This window comes from Serratia bockelmannii (assembly GCF_008011855.1).
GTDB lineage: Bacteria > Pseudomonadota > Gammaproteobacteria > Enterobacterales > Enterobacteriaceae > Serratia > Serratia bockelmannii.
The window spans coordinates 272,191-292,774 of record NZ_VOUX01000002.1 but is presented as its reverse complement, the minus strand read 5'-3'; the positions used below and the strand labels follow the sequence as shown (position 1 = coordinate 292,774).

At 61.9% G+C, this 20,584-nt stretch carries 18 protein-coding genes and 1 pseudogene; 13 read left to right on the top strand and 6 right to left on the bottom strand.

Annotated elements, in window-relative coordinates; all coding sequences use genetic code 11:
• Positions 1–10 precede the first annotated feature (10 nt).
• The 4 genes from FOT55_RS03465 to FOT55_RS03450 all read left to right on the top strand — a co-directional run bounded on the left by FOT55_RS03465 (position 11) and on the right by FOT55_RS03450 (position 4,662).
• On the top strand, positions 11–934 hold the full coding sequence (locus tag FOT55_RS03465) for a 3-hydroxyacyl-CoA dehydrogenase family protein (RefSeq protein WP_147823098.1): 924 nt from the start codon (positions 11–13) through the stop codon (positions 932–934).
• A gap of 42 nt (positions 935–976) precedes the next feature.
• A complete protein-coding gene (locus FOT55_RS03460) occupies positions 977–2,371 on the top strand; it encodes a GntP family permease (protein ID WP_197759250.1) in 1,395 nt (464 codons plus the stop codon).
• A gap of 12 nt (positions 2,372–2,383) precedes the next feature.
• Positions 2,384–3,154, top strand: coding sequence for a 3-hydroxybutyrate dehydrogenase (locus FOT55_RS03455; RefSeq protein WP_147823097.1), 771 nt, complete (start codon positions 2,384–2,386; stop codon positions 3,152–3,154).
• A gap of 371 nt (positions 3,155–3,525) precedes the next feature.
• On the top strand, positions 3,526–4,662 hold the full coding sequence (locus FOT55_RS03450) for a porin (protein ID WP_049186600.1): 1,137 nt from the start codon (positions 3,526–3,528) through the stop codon (positions 4,660–4,662).
• 38 nt (positions 4,663–4,700) lie between these two features.
• On the opposite strand, the gene FOT55_RS03445 is transcribed toward FOT55_RS03450, so the two are convergent.
• Positions 4,701–5,522, bottom strand: coding sequence for an AraC family transcriptional regulator (locus FOT55_RS03445; protein ID WP_147823096.1), 822 nt, complete (start codon positions 5,520–5,522; stop codon positions 4,701–4,703).
• Positions 5,523–5,642: 120 nt separating this feature from the next.
• Here FOT55_RS03445 and FOT55_RS03440 point away from each other — a divergent pair, with 120 nt between their 5' ends.
• The 3 genes from FOT55_RS03440 to FOT55_RS03430 all read left to right on the top strand — a co-directional run bounded on the left by FOT55_RS03440 (position 5,643) and on the right by FOT55_RS03430 (position 8,059).
• A complete protein-coding gene (locus tag FOT55_RS03440) occupies positions 5,643–6,020 on the top strand; it encodes a hypothetical protein (protein ID WP_147823095.1) in 378 nt (125 codons plus the stop codon).
• A 10-nt stretch (positions 6,021–6,030) separates the two neighbouring features.
• Positions 6,031–6,906 carry a helix-turn-helix domain-containing protein gene (locus tag FOT55_RS03435; RefSeq protein WP_043136214.1) on the top strand — a complete coding sequence of 292 codons (876 nt, stop codon included), beginning with the start codon at positions 6,031–6,033 and terminating at the stop codon, positions 6,904–6,906.
• A 232-nt stretch (positions 6,907–7,138) separates the two neighbouring features.
• On the top strand, positions 7,139–8,059 hold the full coding sequence (locus FOT55_RS03430; RefSeq protein ID WP_025305160.1) for a L,D-transpeptidase family protein: 921 nt from the start codon (positions 7,139–7,141) through the stop codon (positions 8,057–8,059).
• Positions 8,060–8,378: 319 nt separating this feature from the next.
• Here FOT55_RS03430 and FOT55_RS03425 read toward each other — a convergent pair whose 3' ends face one another.
• The gene (locus FOT55_RS03425; RefSeq protein ID WP_038630178.1) at positions 8,379–9,026 is read right to left on the bottom strand and encodes a hypothetical protein; all 648 of its coding nucleotides are present in this window, start codon (positions 9,024–9,026) and stop codon (positions 8,379–8,381) included.
• Positions 9,027–9,145: 119 nt separating this feature from the next.
• On the opposite strand from FOT55_RS03425, the pseudogene FOT55_RS03420 reads away from it, so the two are divergent.
• From FOT55_RS03420 to FOT55_RS03395, 6 genes and pseudogenes are all read left to right on the top strand, one after another.
• Positions 9,146–9,331: pseudogene (locus FOT55_RS03420) on the top strand (helix-turn-helix domain-containing protein); the annotation flags it as partial.
• 244 nt (positions 9,332–9,575) lie between these two features.
• Positions 9,576–9,983 (top strand): ExbD/TolR family protein, encoded by a 408-nt coding sequence (locus tag FOT55_RS03415; RefSeq protein ID WP_147823093.1) that lies wholly within the window; start codon positions 9,576–9,578, stop codon positions 9,981–9,983.
• Position 9,984: 1 nt separating this feature from the next.
• Positions 9,985–10,731, top strand: a complete 747-nt coding sequence (locus FOT55_RS03410; RefSeq protein WP_147823092.1) for an energy transducer TonB family protein — start codon at positions 9,985–9,987, stop codon at positions 10,729–10,731.
• A gap of 38 nt (positions 10,732–10,769) precedes the next feature.
• Positions 10,770–13,013: a TonB-dependent receptor family protein gene (locus FOT55_RS03405; RefSeq protein WP_147823091.1), complete on the top strand. Its 2,244-nt coding sequence runs from the start codon at positions 10,770–10,772 to the stop codon at positions 13,011–13,013.
• A 46-nt stretch (positions 13,014–13,059) separates the two neighbouring features.
• A complete protein-coding gene (locus tag FOT55_RS03400; protein WP_147823090.1) occupies positions 13,060–13,710 on the top strand; it encodes a MotA/TolQ/ExbB proton channel family protein in 651 nt (216 codons plus the stop codon).
• Positions 13,703–14,953, top strand: coding sequence for a phospholipase D-like domain-containing protein (locus tag FOT55_RS03395; protein ID WP_147823089.1), 1,251 nt, complete (start codon positions 13,703–13,705; stop codon positions 14,951–14,953). Before FOT55_RS03400 ends, FOT55_RS03395 begins: the two co-directional genes overlap by 8 nt.
• Positions 14,954–14,987: 34 nt before the next feature.
• Here the strand turns inward: FOT55_RS03395 and FOT55_RS03390 are convergent, their stop codons facing one another.
• The 4 genes from FOT55_RS03390 to aptA all read right to left on the bottom strand — a co-directional run bounded on the left by FOT55_RS03390 (position 14,988) and on the right by aptA (position 20,462).
• Complete coding sequence (locus FOT55_RS03390; RefSeq protein ID WP_147823088.1) at positions 14,988–16,097, bottom strand: DmpA family aminopeptidase; 1,110 nt, start codon at positions 16,095–16,097, stop codon at positions 14,988–14,990.
• A gap of 2 nt (positions 16,098–16,099) precedes the next feature.
• Positions 16,100–17,476 (bottom strand): APC family permease, encoded by a 1,377-nt coding sequence (locus FOT55_RS03385; protein ID WP_025305170.1) that lies wholly within the window; start codon positions 17,474–17,476, stop codon positions 16,100–16,102.
• 126 nt (positions 17,477–17,602) lie between these two features.
• Positions 17,603–19,111, bottom strand: coding sequence for a CoA-acylating methylmalonate-semialdehyde dehydrogenase (locus FOT55_RS03380; protein WP_147823087.1), 1,509 nt, complete (start codon positions 19,109–19,111; stop codon positions 17,603–17,605).
• A gap of 10 nt (positions 19,112–19,121) precedes the next feature.
• On the bottom strand, positions 19,122–20,462 hold the full coding sequence (aptA, locus tag FOT55_RS03375; RefSeq protein WP_147823086.1) for an omega-aminotransferase AptA: 1,341 nt from the start codon (positions 20,460–20,462) through the stop codon (positions 19,122–19,124).
• Positions 20,463–20,584 lie beyond the last annotated feature (122 nt).

Genomic DNA, 20,584 nt, shown 5'->3' with positions numbered 1-20,584 from the left:
GGAGGGCACCATGCAGTCATCTGACTATGCGGTACTGGGCGCCGGGCTGATGGGGGGGGGTATCGCCACCCACTTTATCCGCCACGGCCATGAGGTGCTGCTGTATGACCCGGATCCGCAGCGCCTGGCGGAAGCGCCGGCGGTAGCGAGCGGCATTCTGGCCGAGCTGAGCGACGTCGGGCAGTTTGATCGCGGTGAGCGCGACGCGGCGCTGGCGCGCCTGCGCGTGACCGGCGATCTGAATGGCGTGGCGCGCGCCCGGCTGCTTATCGAGGCGATCCCGGAACGGCTCGAGCTGAAGCACGCGCTGTATGAGCAACTGGAGGGGCTGATCGCCGACGACGCGGTGATTGCCAGCAACACCAGCGGCCTGCCGCCGGACGAGCTGGCGGCGCGCATGACCCATCCGCAGCGGCTGCTGATCGCCCACTTCTGGCACCCGCCGCACCTGATCCCGCTGGTGGAGATCGTGCCCGGCCGCGCCACCGATCCGCGCCATCTGGCGGCGGTGCAGGCGCTGCTCGGCGGGATGGCGCTGGAGGCGGTGCTGCTGGAACGCGCCGCGCCGGGGTTTGTCGGCAACCGGCTGCAGTTTGCGGTGCTGCGCGAGGCGCTGCACATCGTCCACAGCGGCATCGCCAGCGCCGAGGTGGTGGATCAGGTGATGCGCGCCTCGCTGGGGCGGCGCTACGCCATGGTCGGCCCGCTGGAGGCCGCCGACATGACCGGGCTGGCGACGGTGGCGGACATCGCCCGCCACCTGTTCCCGGAACTGGCGACCGGCGACGAGATGATGGCGCTGGTGGAACAGCGGCTGCGGCGCGGCGATACCGGCCAGCGCAGCGGCCGGGGATTTTATCTTTGGGATGAAGCCCGCAAGGAACGCATTCAACGGCGACGGGCGCATCAGCTGCGCTTTGCGCTGAAACCGTAATTTCGCACGCCGTACCTGACAATAACAACGATAGCGAGGTGCCTGATGAGCGTTTTGATTGCCCTGGCAGCACTGGGATTACTGATGCTGGCCGCCTACCGCGGCTACAGCGTGATTTTGTTCGCCCCGATCGCCGCGCTGGGCGCGGTGCTGTTGACCGATCCCGGCGCGGTGGCGCCGACTTTCACCGGGCTGTTTATGGAGAAGATGGTCGGCTTCGTGAAGCTCTACTTCCCTGTGTTCTTGCTGGGGGCGGTGTTCGGCAAGCTGATCGAGCTGTCCGGCTTTTCCCGTTCGATTGTCGCGGCGGCGATCCGTATTCTCGGCCGACGCCACGCCATTCCGGTGATCGTGCTGGTGTGCGCGCTGTTGACCTACGGCGGGGTGTCGCTGTTCGTGGTGGCGTTCGCGGTCTATCCGTTCGCCGCCGAGCTGTTCCGCCAGAGCGGCATCCCCAAGCGGCTGATCCCGGCCACCGTAGCGCTCGGCGCCTTCTCCTTCACCATGGACGCCTTGCCCGGTACGCCGCAGATCCAAAACATCATCCCGACCAGTTTCTTCGGCACCAATGCCTGGGCTGCGCCCTGGCTGGGGCTGATCGGCTCGCTGTTCATCATCGCGGTCGGTTTGCTGTATCTTGAACGCCAGCGGCGCAAGGCGCAGCTGAAGGGGGAGGGTTACGGTACCGATCTGCTGAACGAGCCGGAAACCCCGGACGACATCAACCTGCCGAACCCGCTGATCGCCATCCTGCCGCTGATTTTGGTCGGGGTATTCAACCTTGGCTTCACCCATTGGATCCCGCAGTGGTACGGCGCCAGCCATGAGCTGACGCTGCCGGGGCTGGCCAAGCCGATCACCACCGATGTGGCGAAGATCACCGCCATCTGGGCGGTGGAAGCGGCGCTGGTGTCGGGTATTCTGCTGGTGGTGGTGTTCGGCTTTCGCAATATTCGCGGCCGGCTGGCGGAAGGCAGCAAGACGGCGGTCGGCGGCGCAATTCTGGCGGCGATGAACACCGCCTCCGAATACGGCTTCGGCGCGGTGATCGCCGCGTTGCCGGGCTTTTTGGTGCTGTCGCAGGCGCTGTCGGCAATCCCCAACCCGCTGCTGAACGAAGCGATCAGCGTCACCCTGCTGGCCGGTATCACCGGTTCGGCCTCCGGCGGCATGAGCATCGCGCTGGCGGCGATGTCCGACAGCTTTATCGCCGCCGCCCATGCGGCACACATTCCGCTGGAGGTGCTGCACCGGGTGGCCTCGATGGCCAGCGGCGGCATGGACACCTTGCCGCACAACGGCGCGGTGATCACCCTGCTGGCGATCACCGGCCTCAGCCACCGGCAGGCCTATGGCGGCATCTTCGCCATCACCCTGATCAAGAGCGCCGCGGTGCTGTTCGTGATCGGCGTGTTCTACCTGACCGGCATTGTTTAAAGGAGCGATACCATGAGTGTACAAGGCAAAACCGCGCTGGTGACCGGCTCGACCAGCGGCATCGGCCTCGGGATAGCATCCGTGTTGGCCGCCGCCGGCGCACGCGTGATCCTCAACGGCTTCGGTGACGTGGAGCAGGCGCAAGCGCAGGTCGCGCAGCTGGGCGCCGTGCCGGGGTATCACGGCGCCGATCTCGGCGATGCGGGCCAGATAGCGGACATGATGCACTATGCCGAACGCGAGTTCGGCGGCGTGGACATTCTGGTGAACAACGCCGGCATTCAGCACGTGGCGCCGTTGGATCAGTTCCCGGTGGAGAAATGGAACGCCATCCTCGCCATCAACCTGTCGGCGGTGTTCCATACCTGCCGATTGGCGCTGCCGGGGATGCGCGAGCGCAACTGGGGGCGCATCATCAACGTGGCGTCGGTGCACGGGCTGGTGGCGTCGAAAGACAAGTCGGCCTATGTGGCGGCCAAGCACGGCGTGGTGGGGCTGACCAAGACGCTGGCGCTGGAGACCGCGCGCACGCCCGTCACCTGCAACGCCATCTGCCCCGGCTGGGTGCTGACGCCGCTGGTGCAGCAGCAGATCGACAAACGTATCGCCGCCGGGACCGATCCGCAGCAGGCGCGCGATGAGCTGTTGGCGGAGAAGCAGCCTTCGCAAGCGTTCGTCACGCCTGAGCAGCTCGGCGAGCTGGCGCTGTTCCTGTGCAGCGACGCGGCGGCGCAGGTGCGCGGCGCCGCCTGGAACATGGACGGCGGCTGGCTGGCGCAGTAGTGAATTCTCTCTCCCGGAGCGCGCAACGCGCTCCGTCGTTATTTCCCGCCTTTAGTTAATTCCCCTGCGTGACGGTTTACCTGCGGCAATAATATTTATTTGTTATTTGCTATCTTTATTCCCGGATAATCACGCCGGGTTATTTTGGATAAAAGATGCGGATTGGTTTATTTCGTGCTGCGGTTATTACATTGTTTTTCTTCGCGTTACAGATGAACACGTTTATGCTGAAAATAAAACCAACCTGGAATAATGGCAGATTATGACGTGAATTTTTATATCTTGCGTGCGCTGTTTACATCGGGTAATTATTTCCGCGTGGCTTAAGACCACCGTGTTTATAACAATAATTTTTTCGGGCAGGGGTAATAATGAGAAAAAATACAACGCCAATATTCATTGGCGGCGTCTTGCTGTCGGCGTTATCCGCCGGCGCACAGGCCGAGATCACCATTCTGGATAAAAACCCGCAGAGTAATGTGTTGCTGGCGCCGCTCAGTTTAAAGGTGGGCGGCAGCATTCGCCCCGAGTGGATCTTCAATAACGGCCCGGAGCCGGGCTATGACAAAAACGGCCACGACGGCGGCACGCGTTTTCGCTTCAGCGGCGACTATGCGCTGACGCAGGACACCTCGATCATCGGCTATTACGAGTGGGGCGTGGATCTTGCGCACGCGCTCAGCTGGGACGGGCACTATAACGAAGACGGCAAGCGCGACTATCAGCGCCAGCTGTACGCCGGTTTCAAGGACGATCGTTACGGCACCCTGACCTACGGCCACCAATACGGCATCTATTATTCCGTGGTCGGCATCAAAAGCGACGTCTGGGATAACGATGGCCATGCGGGCGGCACCGGCATCGGCATTTCCGGCGACTACGACGGCGGCAATAAACCGAAAAACAGCATCAAGTACACCAATGATTTCGGGCCGGTGACGCTGTACGCCAACTATTTATTGCCGGAAGACGATCTGCACACTGCGGATAACCTGATTTACCGCCGCAAGGGCGGAGGTGGGTTGGGCTTCGATTACAAGGTGACGAAAGACTTCACCTTCAGCGCGGCCTACAGTTATACCGACGCGAAGATCAAAGACAATCTGTACAGCGAAAAGGATTATCACCAGCAGCTGTCCGGCACCGCGTTGACCTGGCAGCCAAACAACTGGTATATCGTCGGCACCGCCAGCTATTACAAAGATTATGTGCCGAGCACCCGCCAGCGCACGCTGTCGCACTTCTTCGCCGGTGACGGCTACGGGCTGGAAGGCTTTGTCGGTTACACCTTCAATATCGACAAGCCGTTCCTCAAATCCGTCCAGCCTTACGTGGCGGCGGACTCGCTGCGGCTGAAGGGGGACGAGGCGTATCACGCCAACCACGTCTATCTCGGCGCGGGCACCACCATCGGTTACGGCCTGTCGGTGTATGTGGAGCGCACGCTGGCCAACAGCAGCGACAACGAGCCGGATTCCACCTGGATTACGGTGTTCTACGACTTCTGATTTTCACCTGCTCCAAGCCGGCGCCTGCGCCGGCTTTTTCACATGCTGATCGCCCCGCCCAGGGTCTCTCCAGAGGCGTTGCGCTCCGCCAGGTAGCGCGCCGGCGGTTTGCCTACCGCCTTTCTGAACATGGTGACGAAGCCGCTGGCGCTCTCGTAGCCCAGATCCAGCGCCACCGTCTGTACGCTCTCGCCCTGCGTCAGGCGCTGCAGCGCCAGCATCACGTGCAGCTGGCGCCGCCAGTGGCCGAAGCTCATGCCCATCTGCTGTTGCAAGGTGCGGCTGAGGGAGCGCTCGCTCATGCCGATGCGCTGTGCCCACTGCCCGAGGGTGGATTTGTCCGCCGGGCTGCTCAGCATGCCCTCGGTCAACTGCCGGATGCGCGCGTCGTCGGACACCGGCAGGTGCAGATTCTCGATCGGCGCGGCCGCCAGCTGATCCAGCAGTACCGCCGTCAGACGCCCTTCGGCGCCCTGTTCGTCGTAGAGCGGTTCGAAGGTGCTGGCCTGCAGCAGCAGCTCGCGCAGCAGCGGCGAGACCGACAGCGTGCAGCAGTTTTGCGGCAGATCGGCGGCGGCATGTTGATCGACGAACAGGCAGTAGGCCTCGGTGGAGCCGGCGCCCTGGGCGTTGTGCAACACGTTGCCCGGCATCCACAGCGCACACTGCGGCGGCACCAGCCACAGCCCATTCTCCACCTCGCAGCGGATCATGCCGCGTACCGTGTAGATCAGCTGCGCCTTCTGGTGGCGGTGCGGCTCGACTTCCCAATCCTGCTCAAGGGTCGAACCTTGCAGGGCAAACAGCGGGCGCGGCACCTGATCGATATCCAGACAGTGGCGGGGAATTTGTACTTTCATGAGAATAATTCTCAATTTGGCGGAATTGAAAAGTATTATGTCCTGATTGCGCAATGTGGTCTAGCGCCGGTGCCGATAAAGTAAGCGCCAGTCCTAAACCCTTTCGCGAGGAAACTGATTATGTCATTGGATACCACTGATTTTCCGCTGGTGTGGATGCGCCGAAACGGGCGCGATACCCAGGCCGAGCTGGCTGAATTCAGCGCGCTGTTGGCGCGCGCCGAACCCTTTGTCCTGCTGACCGACCGCAGCGTCGGCGATGAAGGTGAAGAGCACGATCGCGATGCCCGCACCCTGGTGGCGCTGTGGAAACGCGATAACCGCGAGGCGCTGAAGCTGTGGGTGAAAGGCATGATCATGCTGGAGCCTGACGACGCCAAACGCGCGGCGGCGGAAGAATTCGCCGAATACGGCGCCAAGTTCTGGGGCTATCCGGTGCTGGTGGCCACCGATGAGGCCGCAGGCCGGGTATTGGCGCAGACGTTATTGCTAAAATAAGGGGAATACCATGCACCAGCAACAGGTGATTGAACAGCTGCTGGCCTGGATCGAGCAGAGCCTGGATCAGCCGCTGACGCTGGACGACATTGCCGCCAAGTCCGGCTACTCCAAGTGGCATTTACAGCGGATATTCAAGCAGCATACCGGCCATATTCTCGGTACTTACGCGCGCCGCAGAAGGCTGACCGCCGCCGCGCGCGAACTGCGCCTGACCGGCACCAGCGTGGCCTGCATCGCCGATACTTACCAGTTCGATTCACAGCAGACCTTCACCCGCTGCTTCCGCAAGCAATTCGGTTTGCCGCCGGCCAGCTATCGCCGCAGCCAAGATTGGTCGAGCTATGGCCTGCAGCCGCCGCTGCGGCTGACCGAAGCGCCGTTGCCGCAGGCCGACATCGTGACGCTGCCCGCCATGCAGCTGGTGGGCAACACCCAGCGCCGCAGCTTCACGCTAGGGCAGTTGGCGGACTCCAAGTGCGAGCTGCGCCGCCATGCCTGGCGGCAACTGCTGCGGCCGCAGGCGCTGCCGGAGGTGGTGTACGGCCTCACCAGCCTGGAGGTCGACAGGCAACGCCGGGGCTGCCCGCGTATGGCGTATACCGCCGCTTTGCCGGACGAAGGGGCGATGGGGGAGCGGGTGACTATCGAACAGGGGGAGTATGCCCGTTTCACCTATCAGGGGCAGGCGGAAGGGTTACAAAACTTTATTGTCCGATTGTATGACACTGCCATGCCGCAGATGAACGCCATCCGCCGGCCGGGGCAGGATATCGAGCGTTTCTACCCGGCGCAGGAGGGCTGTTGCCCGCTCGGCGGCGCGGCGATCCGCTGTGAATATCTGATCCCCATTCGGCGGGGGGAAGCGTTGGCCGCCGCCAGTTAGGCGGCGGTTCTCGCAAAAAATCGCCTTCGTGGCGCGTCAGGTTACAAAAAATTGCGATATTACATCGGTAATGGTTCACACTTTGATTGATGTGCACATATAATGCGCATCCGGTCAAACCCCCCTGGCTTTTCAGGCCGCAGCGCCGTTGGCTGTCGGCTGAAATTCAACGGGGTAAAGTGGCCGTAGAAACCGATATCCCTAATCGCCAGTGGCCTTGACCAACACGAAGATGAAAATGAGCATTCGCGCGTTATTAACCCTGTTTACGGCACTGGTTGCTTTCAGCCAGGCTGCCTTCGCCGTCGTTTACCCGTTGCCGCCAAAAGACAGCCGTTTGGTGGGCGAGAATATCCAAATCACCGTACCGGAAGACAGCAAACTGCCGCTGGAGAGCTTCGCCGCCCAGTATCAGATGGGGCTGAGCAACATGCTGGAGGCCAACCCGGGCGTGGATCCGTTCCTGCCGAAGGCCGGCAGCACCCTGACCATCCCGCAACAGCTGATCCTGCCGGACGCGCCGCGTGAAGGCATCATCATCAACAGCGCCGAAATGCGTCTGTACTACTACCCGAAAGGTTCCAACACCGTGGTGGTGCTGCCGATCGGTATCGGCCAGTTGGGTAAAGACACCCCGCTGAACTGGACCACCACCGTGCAGCGCAAGAAAGACGGCCCGACCTGGACACCGACCGCCAAAATGCGCGCCGAATACGCGGCTGACGGCGAAATCCTGCCTGCGGTGTTCCCGGCCGGCCCGGACAACCCGATGGGGCTGTATGCGCTGTATGTTGGCCGCCTGTATGCCATCCACGGCACCAACGCCAACTTCGGCATCGGCCTGCGCGTGAGCCACGGCTGCGTGCGTCTGCGCGCCGACGACATCAAGTACCTGTTCGAAAACGTGCCGGTAGGCACCCGCGTGCAGTTCATCAACGAACCGATGAAGGCCACCGTCGAACCGGACGGCTCGCGCTACGTGGAAGTGCACAACCCGCTGTCGGCCAACGAAGAGCAGCTGCAATCCAAGGATCCGGTGCCGCTGACCATTTCCGCACCGGTCGGCAAAGTGCTGATGGACGCCGGTGTTAACCAGAGTGAAGTGGACGCGGCGATCAAAGCCCGTTCCGGTATGCCGGTGAAAGTGAACTGATTGCCTTCCGGCCTCAGTGACAAATGCCAAGAAGACGCCTGCGGGCGTCTTTTTTTATGCAGTTTTGATAGGGACTCAATTGAGCGTAGGCGCAGTTTGTAGAACGCTCTACGCTTGCTCTAAACGCCATCATGGAACTTCATGGCTATATAATAGATGAAGTAGGCCAGAACAAACCCAATGCAAGAAAAAATCGCATAAACAATATGATATGAAGAGTCGGAGAGCAGCGTGAAATAGGCGATGCATAGCAAGGTCATGGTGATGACGGCATAGCTAATCCCTATGATGACTCTTGATATGAGCACTGAAAAAACCTTCATTTCGACACCTTTTCAAAAAATAGCTCGGTAATGCGGTCAAACTCGCCTCTGTTTTTTCGCCAAATCTCTATCGCTTGTTCAAATGGCTTTGTTTTGGGTTCTACCAGAAAATATAAGAGATCCAAATTTCCCGCACGCCTTAAGTTATCGTAAATTTCAGGGTTTCGCTGTCGTAACTGGCGTGAGGTATGGATTGCTCTTGAGTTCATAGCTCCGAGGGTCAGCAGTGACGTTAGGGCATAACCTGTTGCGAGGCGAATAACCACCCGTTCGGAAAGCACCGCCCCTAAGTTAACCATCAGAACCTGATTGCTCACAAACCTACCTGCAATTTTCCCGGATCCTTTTTCAACCCATCTTTTGACTTTATCTACATCGACTTTTTTCAGATATTCGTCAACGACAAGTTTAACGATTTTGGTCAGTGAGTGTTGGTTAGCAAGTCCAGCTTTAATGAGGCGAAGCATTCTTTCTGTGTCATATCGATTTATAGAGCGGTTATCTGTATTGATAAAATCATATGCCAGGTATCCTATATCGACGGGAAAGGAGATAGCCCCTTCGATAAAACCGCCAAAGAAATTACTTTTTGAATTTACAGCGTTCGCCATCTCTTGGGCGATTTCCTTCGCACCTTTTGCCATGACTCACTTCCCTTTTGCTTATCGTCCGGTGACAGTCTACTCAACAGAACTGCCTTTCTCTATACGGAAACTACTTATTCGATTTGCTGAATTGTATCGTAATCGTAGGGGGCGTTGGATTGCAGCCCCAGGAGATCAAAGCGTTGCGCGAGCAGCTATGTTTAAGCCAACCGGTTTTTGCCCGTTATCTGAATACCAGGGTGTCGACCATACAGAAATGGGAGACGGGGGTGAAGCGGCCGGGCGGCGTGTCGCTTAAGCTGCTTTCGATCGTACACAAGCACGGGCTTGAGGTCTTGTTGTAGTGACCGTTTGGGCTGTCACTATTCTCACATTATCCTCTCTGGCCTTGGCTCTCTGAAATGCCCGCATTGCAATTATTCCAATAAAAACTATCGCTAATTAATAAGTTATATCTTCTCCCTTATCGCCTGCCATTGAAAAAATTCTCGCAAAAAAACCACGCTGTGAAAATAAGATCACACAAGCGTAACAAAAGGTAAACATACCCCTCCTATATTGGCTGCTTCGCTTTTGGGAGGGAGTGTCATGCGTAACTGGAACGAACCGAAAAAGAACAAAGCGCACATCGAACTGATCCCGATGATCGACGTGATGATGTTTTTATTGGTGTTTTTCGTCTTGATTAGCCTGAACGTTATTCCGGCGCTCGGGCTGAAAACGCAGCTGCCGTCCGCCGGCAGTGCGCAGCAGCTGAAACCGCAGAAGAAAGCGATTATCACGCTGGGGGCCGACGAACAGCTGCAGCTGGATGGCCAGCCGATCGCGCTCGGCGCGTTGGTCAACACGCTGAAGCAACAGCAGCAGGCCAACCAGACTACCACCATCATCGTCAACAGCGACAAGGGCGTGTCGGTCGAGCGGCTGGTGGCGGTCATGGACAACCTGCGCCAGGGCGGTTTCTTCTCCGTCTCCATCGCGACACGGAAGCTGTGACATGTATCTGCTCTATCGCTCACGTCATCTTTTCAGCTGGTTGCCGGCGCTGATTGTCGCCGGTTGCCTGCTGTTCGCCAGCCAGCAGGCGGCGCTGAAGATCCAGCCGCGCTACGACGAAACCGCCATCGAACTGGCGCTGGTGGAGCCTGAACCGGCGCCTGAACCTCAACCGGAAACGCCGCCGGAACCCCAGCCCGAACCGCCGCCGCCCGAGCCGGAGCCGATCCCCGAACCGGTGGTGCCGGCGCCGGAACCGATCGTGGAAGCCAAGCCGGTGCCGAAACCGCAGCCGAAGCCCAAACCCAAACCGGTGAAAGAGAAAGCCAAACCGGTAGAGAAACCTAAACCGACGCCGGCGCCCGCCGCGCCGCGCGCGCTGGTCAGCAAACCGGCGGCGCAGCCCGCACCGGCCGCCCCCGCGGCGCCGAAGGTGAACGCTCAGGCGATTGAAAACGGCTATCTGCTGGCCTTGCGCCGCGAGCTGGAACAGCGCAAGCGCTACCCAAGCGGGCGTCAGGCCTCGCTCGAGCGCCCGCAGGGCAACGTCGAAGTGTGGCTGGAGGTCGATCGCAGCGGGCGGGTGCTCTCTTCCGGCATCGCCAACAAAGCCGCCAGCATGCTGCTGAACCGCGCGGCGATGGGCAGCTTGCAAAGCATCAGTTCAGTAAAGCCGTTCCCGAGCGAGGCATTCGCCGGGCAAACAACCAAAAGATTTACCGCGACGTTCAATTATCAGGCGCCTTAGCGCAAGGTTAATCGTTTGATTTTTATGGGATGCACACAATGAAATCGTTTAATCGTTCTGGGATCTATCTGGCGGTGATGTCGGCGATGCTGCCGGGCGCCGCGCTGGCGGCCGACGCCACCGATGTCGGCACCATCAGCGTCAAGGGGCAGTCGCTCGGCGGCGGCATGATGGTGCAGGATGACAGCGCCAAGGCGCGTTCTACCGTCACCAAAGAGGCGATGGATAAAATGCCGTCGGCGGCCAACGCCATCGACAAGCTGAAATACACGCCGGGCCTGAACGTCAACAGCAACGACGCCAGCGGCCTGAGCGGCGTGGACTACACCATGCGCGGCATGAACTCGGATCAGATCGGCCTGTCGATGGACGGCATTCCGATCAACGACTCCGGCAACTACGCGGTATACCCGAACCTGCTCGGCGATGCGGAAAACCTGGAGGAGGTGTTCGTCACCCAAGGGTCTTCCGAAGCGGACGGCCCGCACATCGGCTCCAGCGGCGGCAACATCGGCCTGGTGACGCGCCGCCCGGCGAAAGACTTCGGCGGTTTCGTCAAGCAAACGCTGGGCAGCAACAGCCTGAGCAAAACCTTTGCCCGCCTGGAGACCGGCGAGTACAACGGCTTCAGCAACTGGCTCTCCTATTCGCACACCGAAGCGAAGAAGTGGCGCGGCGAGGGGCGACTGTATTCCGACAAGTTCGAGATGAACTCGCTGTACGAAGACGGCAACGGCAACAGCAGCAACCTGGTGATGAAGTACAACCGCCAGAACAACACCAACTACAACACTCTGAGCAAGGCGCAGTTCCAAAACGACGGCCGTGACACCGACTACGTCACCACACCGGAGTACAACAGCAAAGGGCAGTTGAACAAGTACTACAAGATTGAACGCAACCCGTTCGAAACCTTCACGCTGTCGTTCACCCAGAAGCTGCAGCTGCGCGATAACCTGTCGCTGACTCTGCAACCGTATTACTACTGGGGCAACGGCGGCAGCTTCAACGGCCAGACGGCCTCGGTGCTGTCCAGCACGTCGGACAAGGCCGGGCAGTATGACCTCAGCAACCTGCAGTCCAACACCTATTACCGCCCGTCGTGGACCCAAACCTGGCGGCCGGGCATCACCACCAAGCTGAAGTGGGACATCAACGATCAGCACAGCCTGGACATCGGTTACTGGTACGAGCGCGCGCGCCAGCTGCAGACCCAACCGTTCATCAGCATCAAAGATGATGGCAATCCGGCGCAAATCTCGGGCAAACCGGGCGGATCCGATCAGGTGAAGGACGCCAACGGCAATACGGTGCAGGGGCGCAACCAGTACACCATCACCCCGGCGCAGAAGGTGTGGCTGCAGGACACCTGGTTCGCCACGCCGGACTGGACCTTCGTCGGCGGCCTGGCCTATCAGTACGTGGAGCGCAAAGGGGACAACCGCGGCAGCCTGTACAACGTGCCGGAGAAGCGCAAAGCCACCTATCATGAATTCCTGCCGAACTTCAGCGCGAGCTATAAGGTGAACCAGGAAAACCAGGTGTTCTACAACCTGACGCGCAACATGCGCACGCCGCCGAACTACGTGCTGTACAACGTCGGCGACTCGCTCAGCACCAAGCCGGAGCTCAGCTGGAACCACGAGCTGGGCTGGCGTTTCCAGCAGGAAGACATGCTGCTGAGCGCCACGCTGTTCTACATGCGCTACAGCGATCGCCAGATCTCCACCACCAACTCGGCCGGCGACTACGAGATGATGAACATCGGCAACGTGGAGAACAAAGGGCTGGAGCTGGAGTGGAGCGGCCAGCTGCCGCATAACTTCAACTACTACACCTCTTATACCTACACAGAGTCGAAGCAGAAGAGCGACATTGTCAGCAACGGCGGGCTGCCGCTGCCGACCTCCGGCAAAGAGGTGCCGAACGTGCCGAAAAACCTGCTGAACATGACGCTGGGTTATGACGACGGGCTGTATTACGGCAGCGTCAGCGGCAAGTACGTCAGTTCGTTCTACGGCGATCTGACCAACGACGAGAAGATCGGCGGCCGCACGGTGTTCGATCTGGCGGCGGGTGTGCATCTGCCGGTGGACAAGAAAATCGTCAAGAGCGCCGCGCTGCGCTTTGGCATCAGCAACCTGTTTGACAAGGAATACCTGACCTCGGTGCGCACCACCACCTTCAACGCGGCGCCTTACGGCGGCGTGAAGGCCAGCACGCCGTATTACAACGTCGGCGAAGAACGCACCTTCAGCGTTTCGCTGGAAGCCACCTTTTAACTGAATATCCCGCCGCCTGCCGGGCGGCGGGAAAGAGGAGCCCTGTATGGACGCCAATCTGTTGCACGACATTATTTTCTACGTGATGTACGCCGCGCTGGCGATCGCGCTGGTGATCATCATCGAGCGCACGCTGTACTTCGCCTATACCCAGCGCCAGGCGCGCCGGCTGGAGCAGGCGCTGACGCCGGACGTGCGCCGCGCCGCCGATCTGCCGGACGAGCTGACCCAGCGTAACAGCCTGCCGATGGCGGTGATCGCGCCGGTATTGGCGCAGAAGCACCGCGCCGGCGACCGCGAGGCGATCGGCGATCTGATCGACGCCCAGTACCTGCTGAGCAAGCCGCCGATGGCGCGCGGCCTGTGGCTGCTGGAAACCGTGGTCACCGCTGCGCCGCTGCTGGGGCTGCTGGGCACGGTGATGGGGATCATCGAAACCTTCAAGGCGCTGGCCGCCTCGGGAGTGTCCGAGCCGAGCCTGGTGTCGGCCGGGATGGGCACCGCGCTGTATGCCACGGGGCTGGGCATCGCCATCGCGCTGCTGTGCCTGGTCGCCAACAACTTCCTGCAGAGCCGCATGGAGCGCATCAACGAGCTGCTGAAAGTATTGCTGATCCGCGCCGGTCAGCCGGCCAGCCGCCCGGAGAACGGCAGCGGCGAACAATGGGTTGACAGCGGAGCGCCGCGCTATGCCTAATGGCCATCCAGTACGGCGGCCGCTCGGCCGCCTTTATACGGCATTGTGGGGCGGTTGTTTGTTGATGTTGAGCCAGAGCGCTGCGGCGCGTTTTGCTATTCCCGGCTATGAGCTGGTGTACACCGCGCCGGTGGAAACCGCGCTGCAGGCCGACGACCTGCGCAACACCGCCGAGGTGTGGCGCGAGATGTTCGACGCGGCGAAAACCCGCATCGACCTGGGGCAGTTTTACGTGGCGAATCAGGACGGTTCGCTGCTGGACGGCGTGCTGCAGCACCTGAAGGCGGCCGGCGAGCGCGGGGTGAAAATCCGCTTTTTGGTGGAAGAGAAGGGCATTCGCATTTCTACCGCCGAAACGCTGGAACAGCTGAAGGCAATCCCCCATCTGGAGCTGCGCATCATTCCTTACCAGAAGCTGAGCGGCGGCATTCTGCACGCCAAATACCTGCTGGTGGACGGCGAACAGGCGTTCGTCGGCAGCCAGAACTTCGACTGGCGCGCGCTGGAGCATATTCACGAAACCGGGCTGCGCATCAGCGACGCCAAAGTGGTGGGACAAATTCAGGCGATCTTCGAACAGGACTGGCAGGCGCAGGCGCTGTTGGCGCAGGATAAACCGGTGCCGGCGTTGCCCGATGCGCCGACGATGGCGCAGCCGCAGGGCAACTATCTGGTGGCCAGCCCGCGCGCCTACAACCCGGCAGGGGTGATTGACTCGCAGGCCGAGCTGCCGCGCTTGCTGGCCGGCGCCAAACGGCGGGTGCGGGTGCAGGTGATGGACTACGCGCCACTGTCGTTTGGCCCGGAGCGCAGTCGCCCCTTCTACGCGGTCATCGACAACGCGCTGCGCAGCGCGGCGGCGCGCGGCGTGCAGATCGAGCTAATGGTGGCCAACTGGAACACCAAAAAGCCGGATATCGCCTGGCTGAAGAGCCTGGCGCTGGTGCCGAACGTGCAGATCAAGGTGGTGACCATTCCGCCGGCCAGCAGCGGCTTCATTCCGTTTGCCCGCGTGATCCACAGCAAGCTGATGACCATCGACGATGAGATTGCCTGGGTGGGCACTAGCAACTGGACCGGCGGCTATCTGGACAACTCGCGCAATCTGGAGCTGGTGATGCACAGCGCGGCGATGAGCGGGCGGTTGGACCAGCTATACCAACAGCTGTGGAACAGCGTCTACGCCGAACCGTTGCGGCTGGATTACGACTACCCGACGCCTAAACCGGGCGGCGAATCCTGACGGTCAGGGCGCGTTAACCCGCGCCCCGCGTTGTTTATCGCCGCCAGCCGGCCTTCTCCAGCGCCGTCACCAGCTGTTCGGCGCTTAACCCTTCCGCCCGATGGCCGTTGCCGCTGACGGTATTGGCCGCCAGCAGCGCATTGACGATCGCCTCTTCCACCGCTTCCGCCGCCGCGGCGAACAGCGCCGAAATGTAGTCGTTGTTCACCATGCGCAGCGGTGTGGTGAAATCGCCTTTATTGGCGTAGTCGGCGGGCGGCAGGCCGTCGTTGCCGGTGGCGAAGGCGATAAAGATATCGCCGCTCGAATCCTCGGTGCCGCCGCCGGTGCGGGCGATGCCGATGCTGGCGCGCTGCGCCAGCCGTGCGCACTGGTGCGGCAGCAGCGGCGCGTCGGTCGCCAGCGCCACCACGATGGAGCCCATGCCGGGATGCGGCAACTGCGGCGTGAACGGCGAGGGGAGATGCCCCAGATGCCGGCCCACCGGGTAACCGCCGACCAGCAGCGACTCGCGCTTGCCGTGGTTGGCCTGTACGATGGCGCCCACCGTCCAGCCGCCTTGATCGGCAGGCAAGCGGCGCGAGGCGGTGCCGCTGCCGCCTTTGAATTCATGGCAGATCATGCCGCTGCCGCCGCCGACCGCGCCTTCCTGCGGCAAGCCGCCCTGGGCCGCCTGCTGTGCCTGGCGCACGTGCTCGGCCTTGACGTGAAAGCCGTTGATGTCGTTGAGCAGGCCATCGAAGGTTTCCATCACCACCGGCATATTCCAGTACACCGCATTGTCGCTCGCGGGCAGCGCTTCACGCTCCAGCGCGATCAGCGCATCGCGCACCACGCCCACGCTGTGGGTATTGGTGAAGGCGATCGGGCTGGTCAGCAGGCCCGCTTCGCGCACCCATTCCAGGCCGGTGGCGTCGCCGTTGCCGTTCAGCACGTGCACGCCGGCGAAGCAGGGCGCGTGGCGGGCGGAGCCGGGGCGCGGTTCGATCACCGTCACGCCGGTGCGCACGCTGCGCCCGTCCGCCAAGTCGGCATGAATGCTGGCATGGCCGACGCGCACGCCGGGCACGTCGGTGATGGCGTTCAGCGGGCCGGGCGTGCCCTGGCCGATGATGATGCCCAGATCCTGAGCGCGCTGCGTCATGGTTATTCTCCTTCTATTGAGGGGGCGGCGAGGGGCGCCGTCTGGCGGCCGCGCAGATGGTTCAGCGCCAGCCCGAAGCCGATGATGCCGGCAATGATAATAAAGTCTTTCAGGCTGCTGGCGATCAAAATTGTCCACAGTACGTACAGGCAGCACAGCAGCGCGACCACCACCGGCAGCGGCCACAGCGGCATCAGGTACGGATGGTGGAAGTGGCGGCGACGGCGACTGATCAGCGCCGCCACCGCCATGATGATGTACACCAGCAGCAGCAGGATCACGGTGAACGAGGTCAGCGATTCGAGATCGGAGCAAAACGCCAGCAGCGCCGACGGCACGCCGAACAGCAGGGTGGCGATCCAGGGGGTGCCGAAGCGCGGATGGATGATTTTCAGCGCCCGGTTGAACGCCGGCAGCCAGAAGCCGTCACGTCCGCTGGCGAACATCATGCGGCTGAACTGCGCCACGATGGCGATGATGGCGTTGAATACCGACAGATAGATTGCGCCGCTCACCACCCGCGCCAGCGTCGGGCCGCCGAGTTGGGTGACCACGTAGCCGACCGGATCGGCCTGTTTGGCCATCTCCGTCAGCGACGGCGAGCCGATCAGCAGGGCGGTGAACGGCACCAGTTCCACCAGCACCACGATGACCAGCGTCAGCATGATTGCGATCGCCATCGGCCTGCCCTGTTCGCGCATGTCTTCCGCCATGTACACCGCCGCGCCGTAGCCGTTGTAGGAGAACAGCGCGACCCCGACCATGGCGACGATCAGCGGCAGCGATACCGGCGCCAGGCTGCCCTGCGCGTCCAGCATCACCGGCGCGGTGAGGATCTCCGTACTCTGATGCGGGTGGCTGAAGCCGAGCCAGGCGATCAGCGCCAGCACCGCCACTTCCACCACCAGGAAGGCGCCGGTCAGCAGGGCGTTGGCTTTGATGTTGAAAATGGCGCAGATACCGCCGACCAGCACGGTGAGCATGCCGGCGGTCGAGGCGTCGAATTGGGTGCCCAGCGCGGTGTTCAGGTAAGGCACTGCGCCGGTGGCCAGCACCGCCGGCACGAACAGCGAGGCGCTGAGGATAAACAGGTAGGTCTGCAACCCGCACAGGGTGCCGAACAGGCGCTTGATGATGCTGTATTCGCCGCCGGCGCTGGGGTGTGCGGCGCCGAGCTCGGCATAGCACAACGCGATGGCGGCGGCGACGCAGGCGGCGATCAGAAACGACAGAAAGGCGCCGCTGCCGGCGTTGGCGATCGCCAGCGGCGCGATAACGAAGATCGAACTGGCCGGCGTCACGCCGGATGCGGTGATCATCACTACGTCGAGGACGCTGAGATTGCCTTTGAAGGTGTGTTCAGGGGCGGACTCTTTCATGGGATAACGACTCCATTAACGTGTGAGTGAGTTATTGTTTTGCTGCACAGGCTGTACGCAGGAATCAAATGGAGCGCGCTAAATGCCGGGGAGCGTTGCTCCCCGGAAGTTTATTGTTCTTATGTGTTACCCCTGCCCCGACGGGAAGCTGAAGCTGGCGCGGCGGGCATCGCCGGAGGCCGGCCAGCGCTGGGTCACGGTCTTGCGTTTGGTGTAGAACCTGACGGCGTCCGGGCCGTAGGCGTGCAGATCGCCAAACAGCGAGCGCTTCCAGCCGCCGAACGAGTGGTAGGCCACCGGCACAGGCAGCGCCACGTTGATCCCCACCATGCCGACCTGAATGCGGCTGGAAAAGTGGCGCGCCGCTTCGCCGTCGCGGGTGAACAGGCAGGTGCCGTTGCCGTATTCGTGGGCGTCGATCAAGGCCATCGCCTCCGGCAGCGAGGCCGCGCGCACAACGCCGAGCACCGGGCCGAAGATCTCCTCCTGATAGATGCGCATGCCGGGCGTCACGTGATCGAACAGCGTCGGGCCGAGGAAATACCCCTGGCTGGGGCGGCCGTCGGCGCCGATCACGCTCAGCTCGCGGCCGTCCACCAGCAGCTCGGCGCCTTCGGCTACGCCCTGCTCGATATAGCCTTTCACCTTCTGATAATGCTGCTGGGTCACCAGCGGCCCCATGTCGTTGCGGTTGTCGCTGCCGGGGCCGACGCGCATGGCGGCCATCTGTTGCCGCAGCCCGGCGATCAGCGCGTCGGCGGTGTCGTCGCCCACCGCCACCACCAGCGGGATGGCCATGCAGCGCTGGCCGCACGAGCCGAACGCCGCGCCCATCAGCGCGCCGACCGCGCCGGGGATATCGGCGTCCGGCAGCACCACCGCGTGGTTTTTGGCGCCGCCCAGCGCCTGCACCCGTTTGTTCTGGCCGCAGCCGGTGTGATAGATGTGCTCCGCCACCGGCGTCGAACCGACGAAGCTGATCGCTTTGACGCGCCCGTCATGCAGCAGCGTCTCCACCGCTTCGCGGTCGCCGTTGACCACGTTGAGCACCCCCGGTGGCAGCCCGGCTTCCGCCGCCAGCCGCGCGATATACAGCGCGGCGGAAGGCACGCGCTCGGAAGGTTTCAGCACGAAGGTGTTGCCGCAGGCGACCGCCATTGGCCACATCCACAGCGGCACCATCGCCGGGAAGTTGAACGGGGTGATGCCCGCCACCACCCCCAGCGGCTGAAACTCGCTCCAGCTGTCGATGCCCGGGCCTGCCTCTTTGCTGTGTTCACCCTTCAGCAGTTCCGGCACATAGCTGGCGTATTCGATATTCTCAATGCCGCGCTGCAGTTCGCCCAGGGCGTCGCTGAGCACCTTGCCGTGCTCGGCGGTGATTAACTGGCAGATGGCGTCGGCGTGTTGCTCCAGCAGATCCTTGAGCTTCATCATGATGCGCGCGCGCTTCAGCGGAGGGGTATCGCGCCAGGCGGGATAAGCCTGTTCGGCGGCGGCGATGGCGCGCTCCACCGTGGCGCGGTCGGCCAACTGCACCTCCTGCGCCGATTGGCCGGTGGCCGGGTCGTAAACCGGCTGGCTGCGTTCGCCGCCGGCGGCGGGCTCGCCGTTGATCCAATGGGTGATGGTCATGGTTCTCTCCTTATTCGGTGGCGTTGAGGGCGTCGCCCACGGCGTTGATCAGCGCATCGATCTGCGCTTCGCTGCTGATGAACGGCGGCGCCAGCTGCAGGGTGTCGCCGCCGTAGCGCACGTAAAATCCGCTTTCCCAGCAGCGCATCGCCGCCTCGAAGGGACGCCGCGCCGGCTCGCCGGGCCGCGCCGCCAGCGTGATGCCGGCCGCCAGGCCGATATTGCGAATGTCGGCGACGTGTTTGGCTCCTTGCAGGCTGTGCACCGCGCGCTCGAAGTAGGGCGCCAGCGCCTGTACGCGCTCCACCATCTGTTCGCGCTGCAGGATGTCCAGCGTCGCCAGCGCGACCGCGCAGCTGACCGGATGGGCGGAGTAGGTGTAGCCGTGCGGGAATTCGAGCTGGTAGTCCGGCTCGCCGCCGTTCATGAAGGTGTGGTAAATCTCCGGCCGTACCACCACCGCGCCCATCGGCTGCGCGCCGTTGGTCACCTGTTTGGCGATGTTCATGATGTCCGGCGTGACGCCGAACGCCTCGGCGCCGGTCATCGCGCCGCAGCGGCCGAAGGCGGTGATCACTTCGTCGAAGATCAGCAGGATGTCATGCTGGGTACAGATTTCGCGCAGGCGCTGCAAGTAGCCGACCGGCGGCACGATCACCCCGGCGGAGCCGGAGAACGGTTCGACGATCACCGCGGCGATCGTCGAGGCGTCGCGCAGCGCGATGATGCGGTTGAGCTCTTCCGCCAGCTCCGCCCCCTGTTGCGGCATGCCGCGCGAAAAGGCGTTGCCGGCCAGCAGGGTGTGCGGCAGGTGGTCCGCCTCGGCGCCGGCGCCGAACGTCTTGCGGTTGCCGGCGATGCCGCCGACCGAGATGCCGCCGAAGTTAACGCCGTGATAGCCCTTTTCCCGGCCGATAAAGCAGGTTTTGCCCGCCTGGCCTTTGGCGCGCCAGTAAGCGCGCGCCATTTTCAGCGAGGTGTCCGCCGCTTCCGAGCCGGAGCCGGTGAAGAACACGTAATCCAGCCCCGCCGGCGTCAGCGTCTTGATTTTGTTGGCCAGCTCGAACGACAGCGGGTGGCCGAACTGAAACGCCGGCGAGTAATCCAGCGTCGCCAGCTGGCGCTGGGCGGCGTCGGTGATTTCCTGCCGGCCGTGCCCCAATCCGCAGCACCACAATCCGGACAGGCCGTCGAAAATCTTTCTGCCGTCGTGGCTGGTGTAATACGCCCCTGCGGCCTGAGTAATGATGCGCGGCTGCGCTTTAAAATTACGGTTGCCGGTAAAAGGCATCCAATGGGCCTCTAACCCTTCGGCATCGAGACGATTAAGCGAATAATTTTCAGCGGCCATGTTTTCCTCCGGGCAGGAAAATAAGTGCGATTAATTAAATAAAATGAGTTGTTAACGAATTGTTGTGCGAAATTGACTATGTACCGCTTGTTCTCTACTGTGAATAATCATATGTCGAAACT

Excerpts from the sequence above, each read along its gene's own strand:
- FOT55_RS03445 (WP_147823096.1), bottom strand. The coding sequence starts at position 5,522 with ATGAAAGTACAAATTCCCCGCCACTGTCTGGATATCGATCAGGTGCCG.
- FOT55_RS03465 (WP_147823098.1), top strand. The coding sequence starts at position 11 with ATGCAGTCATCTGACTATGCGGTACTGGGCGCCGGGCTGATGGGGGGG.
- FOT55_RS03385 (WP_025305170.1), bottom strand. The coding sequence starts at position 17,476 with ATGAAAGAGTCCGCCCCTGAACACACCTTCAAAGGCAATCTCAGCGTC.
- FOT55_RS03405 (WP_147823091.1), top strand. The coding sequence starts at position 10,770 with ATGAAATCGTTTAATCGTTCTGGGATCTATCTGGCGGTGATGTCGGCG.
- FOT55_RS03455 (WP_147823097.1), top strand. The coding sequence starts at position 2,384 with ATGAGTGTACAAGGCAAAACCGCGCTGGTGACCGGCTCGACCAGCGGC.
- FOT55_RS03400 (WP_147823090.1), top strand. The coding sequence starts at position 13,060 with ATGGACGCCAATCTGTTGCACGACATTATTTTCTACGTGATGTACGCC.
- FOT55_RS03450 (WP_049186600.1), top strand. The coding sequence starts at position 3,526 with ATGAGAAAAAATACAACGCCAATATTCATTGGCGGCGTCTTGCTGTCG.
- FOT55_RS03415 (WP_147823093.1), top strand. The coding sequence starts at position 9,576 with ATGCGTAACTGGAACGAACCGAAAAAGAACAAAGCGCACATCGAACTG.
- FOT55_RS03430 (WP_025305160.1), top strand. The coding sequence starts at position 7,139 with ATGAAAATGAGCATTCGCGCGTTATTAACCCTGTTTACGGCACTGGTT.
- aptA (WP_147823086.1), bottom strand. The coding sequence starts at position 20,462 with ATGGCCGCTGAAAATTATTCGCTTAATCGTCTCGATGCCGAAGGGTTA.
- FOT55_RS03435 (WP_043136214.1), top strand. The coding sequence starts at position 6,031 with ATGCACCAGCAACAGGTGATTGAACAGCTGCTGGCCTGGATCGAGCAG.
- FOT55_RS03440 (WP_147823095.1), top strand. The coding sequence starts at position 5,643 with ATGTCATTGGATACCACTGATTTTCCGCTGGTGTGGATGCGCCGAAAC.
- FOT55_RS03380 (WP_147823087.1), bottom strand. The coding sequence starts at position 19,111 with ATGACCATCACCCATTGGATCAACGGCGAGCCCGCCGCCGGCGGCGAA.
- FOT55_RS03425 (WP_038630178.1), bottom strand. The coding sequence starts at position 9,026 with ATGGCAAAAGGTGCGAAGGAAATCGCCCAAGAGATGGCGAACGCTGTA.
- FOT55_RS03395 (WP_147823089.1), top strand. The coding sequence starts at position 13,703 with ATGCCTAATGGCCATCCAGTACGGCGGCCGCTCGGCCGCCTTTATACG.
- FOT55_RS03390 (WP_147823088.1), bottom strand. The coding sequence starts at position 16,097 with ATGACGCAGCGCGCTCAGGATCTGGGCATCATCATCGGCCAGGGCACG.
- FOT55_RS03410 (WP_147823092.1), top strand. The coding sequence starts at position 9,985 with ATGTATCTGCTCTATCGCTCACGTCATCTTTTCAGCTGGTTGCCGGCG.